General features: G+C 68.5%; 12 protein-coding genes. 4 read left to right on the top strand and 8 right to left on the bottom strand.

The genetic code is table 11. The features are described from left to right. Positions 1 to 129 precede the first annotated feature (129 nt). Positions 130 to 318, bottom strand: coding sequence for a hypothetical protein (locus ACN6LB_RS41420; protein ID WP_445030392.1), 189 nt, complete (start codon positions 316 to 318; stop codon positions 130 to 132). Positions 319 to 545: 227 nt separating this feature from the next. After that, positions 546 to 992 (bottom strand): ATP-binding protein, encoded by a 447-nt coding sequence (locus tag ACN6LB_RS41415; RefSeq protein WP_445030391.1) that lies wholly within the window; start codon positions 990 to 992, stop codon positions 546 to 548. A 241-nt stretch (positions 993 to 1,233) separates the two neighbouring features. On the opposite strand from ACN6LB_RS41415, the gene ACN6LB_RS41410 reads away from it, so the two are divergent. Both ACN6LB_RS41410 and ACN6LB_RS41405 read left to right on the top strand, forming a co-directional pair. Further along, positions 1,234 to 2,517, top strand: coding sequence for an XRE family transcriptional regulator (locus ACN6LB_RS41410; RefSeq protein ID WP_445030390.1), 1,284 nt, complete (start codon positions 1,234 to 1,236; stop codon positions 2,515 to 2,517). Next, complete coding sequence (locus ACN6LB_RS41405; protein WP_445030389.1) at positions 2,514 to 3,053, top strand: GNAT family N-acetyltransferase; 540 nt, start codon at positions 2,514 to 2,516, stop codon at positions 3,051 to 3,053. Before ACN6LB_RS41410 ends, ACN6LB_RS41405 begins: the two co-directional genes overlap by 4 nt. 556 nt (positions 3,054 to 3,609) lie before the next feature. Here ACN6LB_RS41405 and ACN6LB_RS41400 read toward each other — a convergent pair. Continuing rightward, positions 3,610 to 5,085, bottom strand: coding sequence for a cellulase family glycosylhydrolase (locus ACN6LB_RS41400; RefSeq protein ID WP_445030388.1), 1,476 nt, complete (start codon positions 5,083 to 5,085; stop codon positions 3,610 to 3,612). Positions 5,086 to 5,319: 234 nt separating this feature from the next. Between ACN6LB_RS41400 and ACN6LB_RS41395 the strand changes: the two genes are divergently transcribed. Then, complete coding sequence (locus ACN6LB_RS41395; RefSeq protein WP_445030387.1) at positions 5,320 to 6,573, top strand: ROK family protein; 1,254 nt, start codon at positions 5,320 to 5,322, stop codon at positions 6,571 to 6,573. Between the two features lie 41 nt (positions 6,574 to 6,614). Here the strand turns inward: ACN6LB_RS41395 and ACN6LB_RS41390 are convergent, their stop codons facing one another. Genes ACN6LB_RS41390 through ACN6LB_RS41375 form a run of 4 tightly spaced genes read right to left on the bottom strand, consistent with a single transcriptional unit; the run spans position 6,615 to position 11,958 of the window. Beyond that, entirely contained in the window at positions 6,615 to 7,463 is an 849-nt protein-coding gene (locus ACN6LB_RS41390; protein ID WP_445030386.1) for an ABC transporter ATP-binding protein, read from the bottom strand. After that, positions 7,460 to 9,223: a dipeptide/oligopeptide/nickel ABC transporter permease/ATP-binding protein gene (locus tag ACN6LB_RS41385; RefSeq protein ID WP_445030385.1), complete on the bottom strand. Its 1,764-nt coding sequence runs from the start codon at positions 9,221 to 9,223 to the stop codon at positions 7,460 to 7,462. The genes ACN6LB_RS41390 and ACN6LB_RS41385 overlap by 4 nt, the downstream gene beginning before the upstream one ends. A 53-nt stretch (positions 9,224 to 9,276) precedes the next feature. Beyond that, the gene (locus ACN6LB_RS41380; RefSeq protein ID WP_445030384.1) at positions 9,277 to 10,266 is read right to left on the bottom strand and encodes an ABC transporter permease; all 990 of its coding nucleotides are present in this window, start codon (positions 10,264 to 10,266) and stop codon (positions 9,277 to 9,279) included. 9 nt (positions 10,267 to 10,275) lie between these two features. Next, positions 10,276 to 11,958, bottom strand: a complete 1,683-nt coding sequence (locus tag ACN6LB_RS41375) for an ABC transporter substrate-binding protein (RefSeq protein WP_445030383.1) — start codon at positions 11,956 to 11,958, stop codon at positions 10,276 to 10,278. A 263-nt stretch (positions 11,959 to 12,221) separates the two neighbouring features. Between ACN6LB_RS41375 and ACN6LB_RS41370 the strand changes: the two genes are divergently transcribed. Beyond that, a complete protein-coding gene (locus ACN6LB_RS41370) occupies positions 12,222 to 14,696 on the top strand; it encodes a glycoside hydrolase family 2 protein (protein ID WP_445030382.1) in 2,475 nt (824 codons plus the stop codon). Between the two features lie 275 nt (positions 14,697 to 14,971). Here ACN6LB_RS41370 and ACN6LB_RS41365 read toward each other — a convergent pair whose 3' ends face one another. Then, positions 14,972 to 15,571: a hypothetical protein gene (locus ACN6LB_RS41365; RefSeq protein ID WP_445030381.1), complete on the bottom strand. Its 600-nt coding sequence runs from the start codon at positions 15,569 to 15,571 to the stop codon at positions 14,972 to 14,974. Between the last annotated feature and the right edge of the window lie 281 nt (positions 15,572 to 15,852).

Here is a 15,852-nt window from a genome sequence, read left to right as displayed (position 1 = left end):
CGGAAGCGTTGCCACACGGCTGCTCCGCGGACGGCTCCTGGCCGCCCGGCACGAGGGGGCGTGCTCCGCGTAGGAAGTTCCTCGCGGGTCGCCTGCCTCATGCCGGGAAGTCGTGTGCCGGGGGTCTGATCAAGCGGATGCCGGCCGCCGCTCCATGAAGTAGGCGAGCGCCTGGGCCTTGAGGCGATCGAGGCACGGCGCGCACGCGTGGAAGGGTGCGTGCTGCCCGCCCCACTGCACCGGGCCGAGCCAGATCACCAGGACTCCGGTACGCCCGCAGCCGAGCCAGCAATCACCGGTGATCCACTGCCACTGCATGGAAGGACGTCCCCTTTCTCAGCTGATCGGGATAGTCGATCTGGCGGCCTGGCAGTCGGGAGCGCAGGCCCAGAGCTGGAAGGGCAGGCCCCGGTGGCGTATCTCGCCCAGCCGTCGACCGCTCGCTCCCAGTGGCCGGACGCAGAGGGCGCAGTCCATGGCCATCTGCTGACGGGGCCGGAGTCGGGCCAGATCCGGAAGGGGCGAGGGTGCCGTGACCGGGATGCTCACTTGCCGCCCTCGGTACGGAGTTCCGCCCAGACCTCTTTGCCCCAAGGGCGTCTGTCCGAGCCGTGCAGGTCGTAGCCCCAGCGGTCGGCAACAGCATCGACGAGGAGCAGCCCGCGCCCCGATTCGTCGTCGTCAGCCGCCTGGCTGAGTATGGGAAGACGCGATGGTTCCCGGTCCACGACCCCGACACGCAGTCGAGTCGCGCTCGGCCGCCCGACCGTGAGGCGAATCTCGGGACACGGAGTGTGCCTGGAGGCGTTCGCGATGAGCTCCGTGATGATCAGCGCGGCACGGTCGACGAGGCCGTCGAGGTGCCACACGCCGAGGACGTCCCGAACGAGTTCGCGGCCGAACTCGGCCGTGGACGGCTCGCACGGGAAGGTCTGGCTGTACGTGGGATGGCCGACGGATAGGGCCTCAACTGGTGTTCTCAGACTCGTCATTGGGGTGGAGCCTTCGTGTCGTCTCGGCGCCCGGGCCGCCCCGGCGGAGGAACGTCGGGGCGGGGCCGGGCCGTCAACAGCCACCCGCACGGTGGGGCGCGGCGGGCGACCAGCACCCAGACAACTCCCTTTTCCAGCAGGCTGGTTAGGACGTTCACGTGCTCAGCCGACGGACCGGCCTAGGGCGTTTTGACCTCTCCTTTACCTGGCGGGTGGGGGTCGTGCGGGCTACCGTGCCCGCATGGACACCACCCGCAACACCGTTCTTGAGGCGTGGATGACCGAACACGGCTACAGCTCCAACAGCCTCGCCGAGGCCGTGAACAGTGCCATTGAACGGTTGACCGGACGCCCTGGCGGACTCGACGGCTCCTCCGTCAGGGCATGGAAAGCGGGGCGGGTCGCCTGGCCAAAGTCAGCCGCCCGCAGGGCACTTGAGGACCTGACCGGGCTACCCGCCGTCGCCTTAGGGTTCGTGCCACGGGGCCGGCCTTCGTCCACCCCGGCCCCACCGCAGCAGGAGGACCCCGACATGAAGCGCCGTACCCTCGTCGGCAGCATCGCGGCGGCTGCCGCCGCAGCAGCCGCACCCGGCACCGCATCGCCGCGCCGTATCGGCATGAGCGACGTCAACCGCCTCAACAAGCGCTTCGCCGAGATCATCGCCAGCGACCACCGCCACGGCGGACAACTCGGCATCGAACAGCGAGCCGCCGCCCTCGCCGACGAGGCACTCAACCTCCAGAACGCCGGCAGCGCCACTCAGCGCGTACGCAGCAACCTCTACGCCTCAGCAGCCGCCTTCCGCTCCTCCGCGATGTGGGCCGCCATCGACGGCCGGCGCTACGACGTCGCCAAGGCGCACATGCGCGAAGCCCAGGCCCTCGCCGAGATGTCCGGCGACCAGGCGATCAAGTTCCGCATCTGGAGCCACGCCGGCACCATGTACCGCCACATGGGCCGACCGGCGGACGCGTTCGCCGCCAACGACGTCGCCCGCAACCTGCACCTCACCCGCCGCGACCCCCTGTTCGCCTCCCTCGGCCTGGCCCGCCAGGGGGCCATCCACGGCGCTGCACAGGATCGCACCGGCATCCGCCGCGTGTTCGAGCAGGCCCAGGACGCCATGCTGCGCGCCGACCCTGCCGACTACCGCCCGGTGTGGATGCTCGCCTTCTACGATCAGGCCGAGTTGGACTCCCTGGCCCTCTCCGCGCACTTGGCGCTCGGCGACTACTCGACCGCCGAGTACCACGCCCACCGCTGCCTGTCCGCCCTCCGACCCCACATGATCCGGTCCCGAGCCATCACCACCACCCGGCTCGCCCACGCCCAGCTCGCCCAGGGCGCCCCCGACGCCGCCACGGCCACCGCGATGAAGGTCCCCGCCGAAGCCGCCACCCAGCACGCCCGGGTCACGCGCATGCTGCAGGAGTTCGGGGCCGCACTGCGCGCCACCGCGCCGGGCAGCTCCACCGTGCAGATCTGGACCGAGCACACCGCCACCTGGAGGATGGCCGCATGACCACGGCGCCCGCCATCGAACTGCGCACCTTCACCACCCTCGACACAGCCCGCGGCGACCTTCTCGACGTGTATGCCGACGTACGCGCCCCACTCCTCCACCTACCGAACTACGCGGTCACCGCGTTCGGCGAACGCCTGGACCGACACGGCACCGAGCCGGGGTTCACGGCCGTCCTCGCGTACGCGGACGGGCATCCGGTCGGCTACGCCTACGGCAACACCATCGAGCACGGCGACCGCTACTGGCAGCGCACCAGTCCGACGCCGGCGGACAAGTACACCGAGCGACCGGCCCTGGCCCTGAAGGAGATCGGCGTCCGACCGACCTGGCGGAAGACCGGCACCGCCCGCCGCATCCACGACGCCCTCCTCGCCACGCGTGATGAACCGTACGTGACGCTCATGGTCAACTCGGCTGCTGGGGACGGAAAGGTCCACGCACTCTACAGAGAGTGGGGGTACGAGGACATCGGGCAAAGTCAGCCGTCACCGGCCTCACCGGTCCTCACCGTGATGATCCGCGACACCCGCTGACCCAAGAGGCGGGCAGCGCAGGAATTGACTCTAGGAGCCCAGTCTCGGAGTAGAAGGTCTCCCGGCCGAGCACGCGCCCGCCTGGGGCGCCGCCTCCCGGTCGCACACCGAGTCGTACCGTCCACCACGAACCGTCGGACGCCTGCACCAGGTTGGCGTGATCAGTGTTCTGGACGGGGTGGTCGAGGTCGCAGTGCTACAGAACCGTGTCGGCCTGGCACAACTCGAGAGGGTCGGCGTGCATGCGACCGAGGCGCCGCGGCCGCGCTCGGTACCGCCTTGGGTGATCAGCAGGATCGCCGTCGTCCGCGCATGCGGCGGCGCCCCGGCTCGGGGAAACCAGTTCAGGATCTTCCATGCGTGTGACATCCGCGGCGTCTGTGTCGGCAGCAGTTCGGATCGCCGATTCCGGCATCGCCAGGGCCGCCCTGTACAAGCACCCACCGCCCGCGACGCACTCGTGGTGGTCGAAGCCGCCCGAGCCGGGATGTGCCATGGGGACATCCGGCCTGGGCGGCTTCGTCTTCGGTTTGGGCAGCCGTTGGGTGCTCGGGGGTTACGGGGTTGTGTAGGGGTCCTGGCTGAGGAGGTGGGCCTTCAGACCCTCGCCGACGCCGGGCTCCGGGGTGCCGGCCCAGTCCTTGATGAGCACGCCACCGGTGCTGCAGCCCCACGGGTTCCATGTCCACGCGAGATAACCCATGCCGTGCGCGTCGGCCCAGTCCACCAACCGCTGCATGTAGTCGAAGCCGCAGTTGTCCTGGCCGAACTCACCGATGACGACCGGCACCTGTTGGGCGAGCGGCGCGACCTGGCTGTCCCAGCAGGATTCGGTCGCGCAGGCGTTGAAGCTGTACGAGTGCCAGGACGCGGCGATGTTGTTCAACGGGTCGGTCGGCTTGTACGTCAGCCACTCCCGCATGTCGTTGGCCCACTCCAGGCCGCCCAGCATGAGGACATTGGTCGCGCCGGTGGTCCGGACCGCGTCGACCAGGTCCTGCATGCCGGCAGTTTCATAGGGCAGGCCGGTGCAGGTGCCGCCGTCACGCCAGCACGTCCAGCCGAGGGTCTTGTCCCAGTCGCTGGCGACCTCCGGGTACGGCTCGTTGAACAGATCGAAGACGACGGCGTCGTTGCCCTTGAACGCGCCTGCGACACCGGTCCAGAACTGAGGGGCGTACTGCGCGTCCGGCATCGGCTTCTGGCACGTCGCGGTGGCGTCCTTGCAGTGCCAGTCCGGCCCGTTGGTGTAGGCGCCCCGGGTCCAGTGCAGGTCGAGGATCGGGGTGATGCCGCCCGCCACCAGCAGGTTGACGTAGTCTTTGACGCCCTGCTGATAGGTGGCTCCACTGGGCGAGCCGTTGATACCGAGCCAGCATTCCTCGTTCAACGGCACCCGTACCGCGTGGATGTTCCAGGTCTTCATCGCGTCGACGGACGCCTGGTCGACCGGGCCGCTGTCCCATAGCCCCTTGCCCTGCACACACGCGTATTCACCGCTGGAGCGGTCCACACCCAGCAGCCGGTACTGCTTGTCGTCGGCAGTGACGATCTTGTTGCCGGAGACCTTCAGCTTCGGGGCCGGGCCGCCGGGGTCGCCGGGCGGAGTGACTGTGGGGCTGGGGGTCGGGGATGTCACCGAGCCGGTGCAGGTCACGCCGTTGAGCGCGAACGACGCGGGTTTCGGATTGGCGCTCTTCCACGCACCGGTGAACCCGATGGAGGCGGACTTGCCGGTGTCCAGCGCCCCGTTCCAATCCAGGCCGGCGGCGGACACATGCGCCCCGGACTGTGTCCACGTGGCGCTCCAGCCGTTGGTGACCTTCTGGTCGGAGTCCGGGAAGTCGAACGTCAACTTCCACCCCCGCACGGCGGCGCCGAGGTTGGTGATGGCCACGTCCGCGTTGAACCCGCCCGACCATTGGCTCTGCACCGTGTAGGTGACCGAGCAACCGGTGTCGGCTGCCGACGCGGGCAGGGTGGCGATGGCAAGGCCACCCAGGATCAGCGCACCGGCGGCGCCGGTGGCCATTAAGGCTTGACGACGTTTCACCTGATCTCCTCGTTGCCGTAAGGGACCGATGGAAGCGATGGGAGCGATGGGAGCGATGGGAGCGATGGGAGCGATGCACCATCGTTAATTCGGTGACTTATGAAAGTCAAGGTGCCTGCGACTGGCTTCTGGAGACCGGGAGGCGGCCGGAGCGAAAGGTCCTGCGCGGCCTAAGTAAAGTAAGGTGGCAAAGTCCGGAACTAAGGAGTACACGTGGCGACCAGTCCACTGTGGGCGAGCCGGCTGAAGACGCGCGGCTTGGTCCTCGATGTGATCAGGTCGGCGCGCGCGACCAGCCGGGTGGAGCTCGCGGCGGCGACGGGTCTGACCGGTGCGACCATCTCCGAGGTCGTGCGTGAGCTCATCGCCGACGGCCTGGTCGTCGAAGTCGGCCGCGGCGCGCCGACGGGCGGCAAGCCGCGCACGCTCGTCCAGCTCAACCCGCAGGCCCGGTACAGCGTCGGAGTTCAACTCGAACGCAACACGTGCGTGATCGTGGTGGTCGATCTGACCGGCCGGCAGGTGGCCCGGACATCGTTCCAAGGGACTGCGATGATGCCGCCGGAGCGGGCGCTGCCCCTGGTGGCGTCCCAGGTGGAGGCGCTGCTGGCCACCGCCGCTGTCGACCGCGGGAAGGTGCTGGGCGTGGGCCTGGTCGGCTACGGCCCGCAGGATCGGCGCGTGGGTACGTTGTTGACCCCGCAGCCCACCGAGGAGTGGCTCGGCTACCCGGTCGCACCGAGGCTCGCGGAGAGCCTCGGACTTCCCGTCCTGCTCGACAACGACGCCGCCGCGGCCGCGATCGGCGAGTACTGGCTGGGAGCGGTCGCGCCGCGCAGCACCTACGGCTGCATCTACATGGCCACCGGCATCGGTGGCGGGGTCGTGGTGGCCGGCGAGGTGTATCGCGGCAGTTCCTCGAACAGCGTGGAGATCGGCCACATCTCCATCGATGTCAACGGCGAAGAGTGCCCGTGCGGCAACGTCGGCTGCCTGGAGAACTACGCCGGCCCCTCCGCCCTGGTCCGGCAGGCCATGGCGATGCCGGAGCTGGCCCAGCGGCTGGCGCTCGCCCCGACCGACGACGGCTTTCTCACGGAGTTCGCGCGGATCGCGGCCGCCGCGAACGCCGGTGACCCCGAGGCCCGGGACCTCGTGGAGCGGTCGGCTCGCCATCTGGGGTACGCCGCCGTCACGATGTCCACCCTGTTCGACGTCGACACGATCGTGCTGGCGGGGCCGAGCTTCGCCGTGGCGGGCTCGATCTACCAGGCTGTGATCCAACAGGAGGTGGACCGACGCACGTTCGCGCGCCGGGTGCATCCGGTGCGGGTCGTGCCGTCGGTCAACGGCTCGGACGCGGCGGCGATCGGTGGGGCGGTCCTGGTCCTGCAGAGCGAGCTGACCCTCGCCCACCCGCAGGACGGAGTACGACCGCTGCTCGTCGGCACGGGCGAGAGCCCCTGACTCCCCGCGGCCGCCCGCGCCTCCCGCCTCCCGCCTCCCGCCTAACGGTGCTCGTACGCCGGCATGCTGCCCGCCTTGGCCACCTCCGCCGGGTCGATGTTCACGACCCGGCCCCGTGCGGCCGGGTCGGGGGAGGCCGCGGCCAGGAGTTGGGTGTAGGGGTGTTGCGGGGTGCGGATCACCTTGTCCGCAGGCCCCCGTTCGACGACTCGCCCCCGGTACAGGACCAGGATGTCGTCGGCGAAGTGCCGTGCGGTCGCCAGGTCGTGGGTGATGTAGAGGACGGCGAGGTTCTCCTCCCGCTGCAGTTGGGCCAGCAGGTTGAGCACATCCAGCCGGATCGAGACGTCCAGCATGGAGACCGGCTCGTCGGCCACCAGGACGGTCGCACCGGGCGCGAGCGCGCGGGCGATGGCCACGCGCTGGCGCTGTCCGCCGGAGAGTTCGTGGGGCCGGCGATGTGCGACGGCGGCGGACGGGAGACTGACCCGGTCAAGGAGTTCCGCCGCCGCGACCGTGGTCTCGGTACGCGTCCTGGTGCGACCGTGCAGACGCAGCGGGCGCGCCAGGTGGTGGGTGATGGTGTGGAACGGGTTCAGCGAGGCGAACGGGTCCTGGAACACCATCTGTACGTGGTGACGGTAGTCGCGGTCCGGGACGGGCGCCCCGTCCGCCCCGGTGAGAGTGACCCGCCCCGCGGTGGGCCGCTCCAGGCGGGCGATGATCCGGGCGATCGTGGACTTGCCCGATCCGGATTCGCCGACCAGTGCCACCGTGCGCCCCGGGGTGAGAGTGAAGGAGACCTCGTCGACGGCCCGCAACCGGGTGGGGCGAAGGCCCCCTCTGACCCTGAACTCCTTGACCAGGTCGGCCACTTCGAGCGCCGTCATGACGTACCTCCGGATCCTGCGAACGCCCCGCTCTCGCCGGTGAGGCTGGGGAAGGAGTCGAGCAGCCTGCGGGTGTAGGGGTGTTGTGGCCGGTCGCGTATGTCCTCGGCCGGCGCGTTCTCGACGATCTCCCCGTCGAGCATCACCGCGATCCGGTCCGCGACCTCAAGGAGCATGGGCAGGTCGTGGGTGATGAACAGGACGGCGAAGCCGATCTCGTCGCGAAGCCGCATGATCTCCTGGAGGATGCCCCGTTGCACGACCACGTCCAGCGCGGTCGTCGGCTCGTCCAGGATGACCGCCTGCGGATCGAGCAGCATCGCCATCGCGATCATCACGCGTTGCCGCATTCCCCCGGACAGCTCGTGCGGGTAGGAGCGCAGGCGCCTCGGATCGATGCCGACCATGGTGAGCAGTTCGGCGCAGCGGGCCCGCCTTTGCGTACGGGACATCTGCGGCCGGTGGGTGATGAGCACGTCCTCCATCTGTGCCCGGATGGTCAGAACGGGGTTGAGCGAGTTCATCGCGCCCTGGAAGACCATGGCCAGCTTCGCCCAGCGGAAGGCGCTCAACTCCTGTGGTGGCAGGGCGAGTACGTCGAGGGTGCCTCCCTCGCGGTCGTGGAAGGTCACGGAGCCGTCGGTGATCTCGGCGGGTGGCGTGTGCAGTCGGTTCACCGCGTACGCGAGGGTGGTCTTGCCGCAGCCCGACTCACCGACCAGACCGAGGATTTCACCCCGCCGCAGCGTGAGGGACACGTCCCGCACGGCGTGCACCGACTGTTCGCCCTGGTAGGTCACCGACATGCCTCGTACGTCGAGCACCACGTCTTCCTCGCGGCTCGGCTCGGCCACAGGTGCTCGGCGGGCCGCTTCCCGTGTCCGGCGAGGGAGGTTGCGCAGTGTCGGATTGATGATCTCGTCGATGGTGAAGTTCACCAGGGCGAGACCGCAGCCGAACAGGGCGATGATCAGCCCTGGCGGTACGAACCACCACCAGGCGCCGCGCTGGAGGGCGAAGCCGTTCTGCGCGTAGTAGAGCATCGTGCCGAGGGTCGATGAGGTGGATGCGCCCAGACCGAGGAAGGACAGGCCTGCCTCGCTCAGGATCGCGACGATCACCGCGAACACGAACTGGGAGGCCAGCAGCGGCAGCAGGTTGGGCAGGATCTCGACGCCGATGACCCTTCCCGGGCCCTCCCCCGCGACGCGGGCGGCCAGCACGTAGTCGCGGTTGCGCAGGGACAGGGTCTGGGAGCGCAGGACACGAGCAGAACCGGCCCAGCCGGTGATCGCCAGCACCAGGGCGATCGTCCAGGATCCGCGCTGCTCGGGCGGTACGAACGCGGAGATCACGATGATCAGCGGAAGCCCGGGGATCACCAGCATCACGTTGGAGAAGAGTGAGAACGCCTCGTCCACGACGCCGCCGAGGTAGGCCCCGACGATGCCGAAGAGTGCGGCGAGGACGGTGGCCAGGACTCCGACCGTGACGCCTATGTAGAGCGAGCCGCGGGTGGCGTAGGCGATCTGAGCGAGAACGTCCTGGCCTGTCTGGGTGGTTCCCAGTAGGTGGCCGCCGCTCGGGGAGGTCAGACCCATGTTGTCGATCCGGTCCGGGTCGTCGACCAGCAGGGGGCCGACGAGACCGAACAGGGCGATCGCGAGGATCAGGGCGGAGCCGACCACGAGCTTGGGTGACCAGCGCACGCGCCAGACATCGCGCGGGCGCGGCTGCACATCGGGGTTGATGTTCGTCATCTACGTGCCACCTCAGGGTCTTTGTGGGGTGGTGATCCAACGCCGCACGGGGCCTATCCGCTGGTCCGGGTGCGTGGGTCGATAAGGCCGTACAGCAGGTCGACGGCGAGGTTGGCTGCGAGCACGGTGACCGTGATGACCAGGAAGATGGCCTGCATGAGCGCGTAGTCGTTGTTCTGTACCGCCTGGAGCAGCTTCGAGCCGATGCCGGGGTAGGCGAAGACCTGCTCGGTGACGATCGAGCCGGCGACGACGAAGCCTAGGGAGATCGCGAATCCGGCGACGGAGGGCAGGATCGCGTTCCTCGCCGCGTACCGGATCATGATGCGTCGCTCGCTGAGGCCCTTCGCCTTGGCGGTGAGCACGAAGTCCTCGGCCATCGCGGAGACCATCATGTTGCGCGTGCCCAGCACCCAGCCTCCGACCGACGAGATCACGATCGTGGCCGCGGGCAGGATGCCGTGGTAGAGCGCGGACATGATGAAGTCGGTGTAGGGGCCGGGGGTGATGGCGACGTCGTACCCGCCCAGGAGGGGGAACCAGCCCAGCCCCGATCCGAGGGCGGCAACCAGGATGAGGGCGAGCCAGAAGTACGGCACCGCGGACAGTACGGTCGAGGCCGGCACCAGCGAGTCCAGCCAGGTGCCACGCCGCCAGCCCACGAACACGCCCAGCACGATCCCTGAGACGACCGCCAGGATGGTCGCGATCCCGACCAGGGCGATGGTCCAGGGCAGCGAGGTGGCGATGACGGTCGAGACCGGGGTCGGGAAGTCGCTCACCGAGATCCCGAAGTCACCGCGTATCAGGTTGCCCAGGTAGGCGGCGTACTGCCGGAGCAGCGACTCGTCCGTGTGCGTGCCGAGCAGGAGCTCGTAGGCCCGGCGCGCGGAGGGGTCCACCGCGCCGCCGTGCTGCTGGAGCTTCGCCATCAGGATGTCCGCCGGATCGCCCGGCATCATCCGCGGGATGAAGAAGTTCAGTGTCACCGCGGCCCACAGGGCGACCAGGTAGAAGGCGAACTTGCGCAGGTAGTACCGCATCGGTGCGCCTCACTTCCCGGCGGGCTTGAGACGCAGGTAGACCTCCGCGCTGTCGGGGGCCTGCCAGACGGCGGGGAAGGCGTAGAGGTCGGCGGCGGTCGGCCAGCCGGTGAACTTCGCGTCGTGAACGACGTTGATCGTGCCCTGGGTGAGCACCGGGATGTACGGCATGGACTGCTCGATGCGGGTCTGGACGGTGTCCAGGTAGGGCTGGCGCGCGGCGGTGTCGGCGGGGTTGACGTGCTTGAGCGCGTCCAGAGCCTTGTCGACCTGCGGGTCGGAGAAGCGGCTGAAGTTCGAGCCGGGTTTGGCGCCGACCTTGGCGGTCTGCGCGGTGCTGAGGAAGTAGGTGTAGAGGTAGTACGGGTCGGGTGCGGGCCCCTGGTAGAGGGAGTCGATGATCAACTGGTAGGAGCCGCGGTCCCTGGAGTCGACGAACTCGTTCCAGGACAACTGCTGTGGAGTGAGCTTGATTCCGGCCTTCTTGAGTTGCTGGCCGATCGTGTTCACCGCGGTGATGTAGTCGGTCCAGCCGGAGACGGTGTTGACCGTCAGCGACAGCGGCTTGCCGTCCTTGGCGTAGATCCCGTCGGAGCCCTTGGCGTAACCGGCGCTCTCCAGGGTGCGTTGCGCCTCGGCCACATCCGGCTGCATCGGCGCGGTCGCGTTCCGCAGCCGACCGGACATGAGTGCCTTGTCCCTGTCCGGCAGCAGGAGGCTGGGCGAGATCTCACTTGCCGTGCCGTCGAACGCCAGCGCGTTGAGCTGGGTCCGGTCGATGGCGTGGTAGATCGCCTGACGCACGGCCGGGTCGGTCTGCGGGCCCTTGCAGCCGAGGTCGGCGTTGCTGCAGGTGTCCAGCACGATCTGGTTCAGCGGTGTGATGACGGACTTGTAGCCGGGGTAGTTCTTCGCGACGTCCTTGACGCCGGGCACCGGGCCCGTCTGCCAGTCGATCTGTCCGGCCTTGAGGGCGGTCACCCCTGACTGGTTGCCGGAGAGTGCGGGATAGCGGATCCTCTTCACCGCTGGCTCCCCGCCCCAGTAGGAGGGGTTGGCCTTGAGCGTGTATGCCTGGGGTTTGAAGTCGTCGAGGAGGTAGGGACCGGTGCCGACCGGGTCCTTGAGGACGGCGACGCCCGGATCGGCGATGTCCTTCCACTTGTGCCGGGGCACGATGTAGGTCTTGCCCAGGACTGATGGGCCGTCGACGAAGGACGGCTTGTCGAAGGCGACGGTCACGTGGGTGTCGTCGACCGCCGTGGCGTGGCCCGCGTATCCGGCGTTGTTCATTCCCTTGTGCTTGGTGATCATGTCGAGGGTGAACACGACGTCGGCGGCGGTGAATCGCTGACCGTCCGACCACTTCACCCCGTCCCTGAGAGTGATCGACAGCTTGGTGCCGTCAGGGTTCCAGGAAAACTCCTTGCCCAGCCGGGGCACCGGGGCGTCCTTGCGGACGGTGTTGTAGAAGAACAGCGTCTGGAAGATCGTCCCGGTGCCGCCGATGACTGTCGGCGCGAACGGGTTGAAGTTGATCTGGTAGTCGCTGGCCTGCCCTGTGTAGGCGACCAGCGCCGGGGACTTGCTCTGGGCCGGCGTGCCGGACGACTGGCACCCCGTGGCGGCGAGCATCAGGGCAGCCATGATCACTACGGCGTGCCTTCTGGCACCGCGTCCTGTCGACAGCATGGTGATGTCCTCTCGTCCTGACGCTCGACTGTGTGGCGACACGGGGAACGCTCGACATTATTAAGACGGCTAAGAAAGGGGTCAATACTGACGACGTCACGTCATGAGCCCTGATTCGGGGCGCTACAGTCTCGACGCCCTCCCCCTCGCGACGCCGCCGGATTTCCCCACCGTTGACTTACTTAAGTTATCTGCGTAAGCATGGGAGCCGTCTCACGGCCGTACCCGCGACCAGCGACCAGCGACCAGCGAGGAGAACGCGGATGATCGCCAGAACGACGTTGCACGACGGCTGGAGCCTGCGAGCCACGGCCGGGCAGGTGCCGGATACTCTCGCGAACCGTCAGGTGCCCGCTCAGGTGCCGGGGAGCACCCACCTCGACCTGCTCGCCGCCGGTCTCATCCCGGATCCGTATCTGGACCTCAACGAATCGGCGCTGACCTGGATGCACCGCGTCGACTGGCAGTACACGACCACGTTCCGGGCAACGGAGCCGGGGGCCGGCGAACGGGCGGATCTCGTCTTCGACGGCATCGACACGATCGCCGTCGTCGAACTCAACGGCGACGTGCTCGGGCACACCGCCAACATGCACCGCGGCTACCGGTTCGACGCCCGTGGATCGCTGCGCGAGGGCCTCAACAAGCTGACCGTCTCGCTGGGTTCAGCGCTCACCCACGCCGAGGAGGCAGAGGCCGGGCTCGGCTGGCGCATGCGTGCCTACCCCCACCCTTACAACGCCATCCGGAAGATGGCGTGCTCCTTCGGCTGGGACTGGGGGCCGGACCTGCAGACCGCCGGCATCTGGAAACCCGTACGGCTGGAGCGGTGGACCGGCGGGCGCCTGGCGCAGGTGCGCCCGCTCGTCACCGTCGATCCGGACGGCACCGGCCGCATCGACGTACAGGTGGACATCGCAGACGCCGAAACCGGCGACGACCGCGAATACACCGTGGAGGTCACCATCGGCGACGTCCACGTACAGACAGTGGTTCGCGGCACCACCGCGCGCGTCACCGCCCTGGTGCCGGACGTGCGGCTGTGGTGGCCTGTGGGCTACGGCGCCCAGCCGCTGTACGAGCTGGCCGTGACGCTCCTGGCCGACGGGGAGCGTGTCGACACCGACCGGCGCCGGGTCGGGTTCCGTACCGTCACCGTGGACACCGAACCGGACGAGACCGGTACGCCGTTCACCTTCGTCGTCAACGGCAAACGGATCTTCGCCAAGGGCGCCAACCGGATTCCGGACGATCACTTCCTCACCCGCGTCACCGCCCGGCGGACGGCACGCCGCATCGATCAGGCCGTCGACGCGAACATGAACATGCTGCGGGTCTGGGGCGGCGGAATCTACGAGAGCGACGACTTCTACGAGATCTGCGACGAGCGCGGTGTGATGGTCTGGCAGGACTTCCCCTTCGCCTGCGCCTTCTACGCCGAGGAGGAACCGCTGCGGCACGAGGTCCTGGCCGAGGCCCGCGAGAACATCACCCGGCTCGTGGCCCACCCCTCGCTCGTCCTGTGGAACGGCAACAACGAAAACCTTCCCGCGTACACCGACTGGGGATGGCAGGAAGGCCTGGAGGGGCGGAGCTGGGGGCTCGGCTACTACGCCGATCTGCTGCCCGCGCTCGTCGCCGAACTCGACCCCACCCGTCCCTACGCACCCGGCAGCCCCTACAGCCCCGGCGATCTGCCGCCCAACGACGCCCATCACGGCACCCGCCATGAATGGGACGTGTGGAACGCGCGCGACTACACCCACTACCGTGACCATGTACCCCGGTTCTGTGCCGAGTTCGGCTTTCAGGGACCGCCCGCCTGGACCACCCTCCACCGCTGGATCCACGACGAACCGATGACACCCGGCTCCCCCGCCCTCCTGCTCCACCAGAAGGCCGAGGACGGCAACGGCAAGCTGCACCGCGGCCTGGAGCCCCACCTGCCGGTCCCGGCCGACCTGGAGCGGTGGCACTGGGCGACCCAGCTCAACCAGGCCCGCGCCGTCAGGTTCGGCATCGAGCACTTCCGCTCCTGGTGGCCGCGGACCGCGGGCGCGCTCGTCTGGCAGCTCAACGACTGCTGGCCCGCCATCTCCTGGGCCGCGGTGGACAGCGAAGAACGACTCAAACCCCTCTACTACGCCATCAAGCAGGCGTTCGATCCGCGGTTGCTCACCATCCAACCCCGCGACGGCAGGCCCACGTTGGTCGCTGTGAACGACCACGACCAGCCGTGGCGGACAACCGTGCTCGCGACACGGCAGACCTTCACCGGCAAGACGCTTGCCACCGCCGAGCTGTCTCTCGACGTGCCGCCCCGGTCCACCGCGCAGCTGTCCCTGGCCGACGACCTGCTCACCCCCGCCGACCCGCGCGGCGAAGTGCTGACCGCAACCGCAGGCGGCGCCCATGCCCATCACCTCTTCGGCGAGGACCGCGACCTGGACTACGACCCGGCGCCGTTCACCGCCGGCGTCCTGCCCGTGGACGGTGGCTACCGGGTCGACGTACGCGCCACCTCCTACGTGCGCGACATCGCCCTGCTCGCCGACAAGGTCGCCCCCGACGCGGTCGTGGACGACATGCTCGTCTCCCTGCCTGCGGGAGGGGCCAGGAGCTTCCTCGTGCGCACGTCGACAAAGCTGGACGACCCGTCCGCCTTGATCCGTCCAAATGTGCTGTGCTGCGCCAATTCCCTGGCCTGTGCCGCCGAGAATCTCTCTGCGGGGGGCTGACGGATGCGTCGAGGCGTCCCGGGAACACCCCAGGTCAACCGGGCACGGCACCCCAAACGCCAAACGACCCCTCCCCGGAGAAAACCCCAGGTCAGGGCCGTACAAGCAGACGAGTCGGGCTGTACGCCGGGGATAGTTGCTGTACTGCCGAAAACGCCCTCTGAGCTGCACTGACGTTCCCCGCGACCAGACGCGGTGCACATTGCGTGCACGTCTGCGAGAACAGGGCGTGCCACAACGTGGCGGCATGCGCCCGACTTTGTGAGCATGATCTGCTACCTCCCTCGGTTCTCGATGGGTGCTGTCACCGTGCCGCGCCGCGCCCGCTCGGCTCGGGGCACCAGAGCGACTTCAGGAAGTCCGGGTGGAGCCGCGAAGCCGTACAGCTCCTGGAAGGAAGCCGGCGCGTTCTCCCAGTCCACCTCCAGAGCGAAGCCGTACGTATCGAGCGTTTCTGCGAGCGTTCCGTGGCGCATGCGGGTCTGGACGCTCCGCGGTGGCACACCGGAGGCGATCAAGACAGCGTCCATGAAGTCGCGCAGGTCCCGGAAGGTGGCCGACTGCGGGACCATGGCTCCCTTGGCACGCGCCGCTTCCTTCGCCAGGTTGAAGGCGCGGCACAGTGCGCTCTCCCGCACCGGCGTCCCGTAGCGGCCCACGGTCACGAGGGCGTCGTACTCCTCGGGACGAGGACTCCAGCCTCGCTTCTTGCGGTGACGCACGACATCGGCGGAGGGAGGCACCGTCCGCCGAGCCATGTGCGAGAGATACTTGTCCACCAAGAAGGAGCCGATGGGCAGCACGGCGTAACTGTGGTCGGTCTTCAGCGGTGCTGCCTTGCCGTCCTGCCGCTGTTCCTCAATCTCCATCTTCATCAGCCGACACTTCATGTCGCTCGTCCGGACTCCGGCCGCCTCCATGCTCCGCAGGCCTTGGAGCGCTCCGTACCAGATCAGCATCTCGAAGTCGGGATTGATCTCCTCGCTCAGCGCTACAACGTGGGCCCACGCCAGGCGAGCCTTCTGCCTGCGCCCCTGCGGAAGCTTGATCCCGATGACCTGAGGGGCCTCGCGTTTGCCGGACAGGTGTCTGACCGTCTATTTCACGCGGCGATTCGCAACTTCTCGTACTCGGCGTGGACTTCGCGTGGAGGGCG

Source organism: Streptomyces sp. SAS_270 (genome assembly GCF_052543295.1).
This window is presented reverse-complemented; position numbering and strand designations above follow the sequence as displayed.

What these genes read in the sequence shown, in the direction of transcription:
- ACN6LB_RS41370 (WP_445030382.1), top strand. Translation starts at nt 12,222, where the DNA reads ATGATCGCCAGAACGACGTTGCACGACGGCTGGAGCCTGCGAGCCACG.
- ACN6LB_RS41385 (WP_445030385.1), bottom strand. Translation starts at nt 9,223, where the DNA reads ATGACGAACATCAACCCCGATGTGCAGCCGCGCCCGCGCGATGTCTGG.
- ACN6LB_RS41410 (WP_445030390.1), top strand. Translation starts at nt 1,234, where the DNA reads ATGGACACCACCCGCAACACCGTTCTTGAGGCGTGGATGACCGAACAC.
- ACN6LB_RS41375 (WP_445030383.1), bottom strand. Translation starts at nt 11,958, where the DNA reads ATGCTGTCGACAGGACGCGGTGCCAGAAGGCACGCCGTAGTGATCATG.
- ACN6LB_RS41415 (WP_445030391.1), bottom strand. Translation starts at nt 992, where the DNA reads ATGACGAGTCTGAGAACACCAGTTGAGGCCCTATCCGTCGGCCATCCC.
- ACN6LB_RS41390 (WP_445030386.1), bottom strand. Translation starts at nt 7,463, where the DNA reads ATGACGGCGCTCGAAGTGGCCGACCTGGTCAAGGAGTTCAGGGTCAGA.
- ACN6LB_RS41365 (WP_445030381.1), bottom strand. Translation starts at nt 15,571, where the DNA reads ATGAAGATGGAGATTGAGGAACAGCGGCAGGACGGCAAGGCAGCACCG.
- ACN6LB_RS41420 (WP_445030392.1), bottom strand. Translation starts at nt 318, where the DNA reads ATGCAGTGGCAGTGGATCACCGGTGATTGCTGGCTCGGCTGCGGGCGT.
- ACN6LB_RS41380 (WP_445030384.1), bottom strand. Translation starts at nt 10,266, where the DNA reads ATGCGGTACTACCTGCGCAAGTTCGCCTTCTACCTGGTCGCCCTGTGG.
- ACN6LB_RS41405 (WP_445030389.1), top strand. Translation starts at nt 2,514, where the DNA reads ATGACCACGGCGCCCGCCATCGAACTGCGCACCTTCACCACCCTCGAC.
- ACN6LB_RS41400 (WP_445030388.1), bottom strand. Translation starts at nt 5,085, where the DNA reads ATGGCCACCGGCGCCGCCGGTGCGCTGATCCTGGGTGGCCTTGCCATC.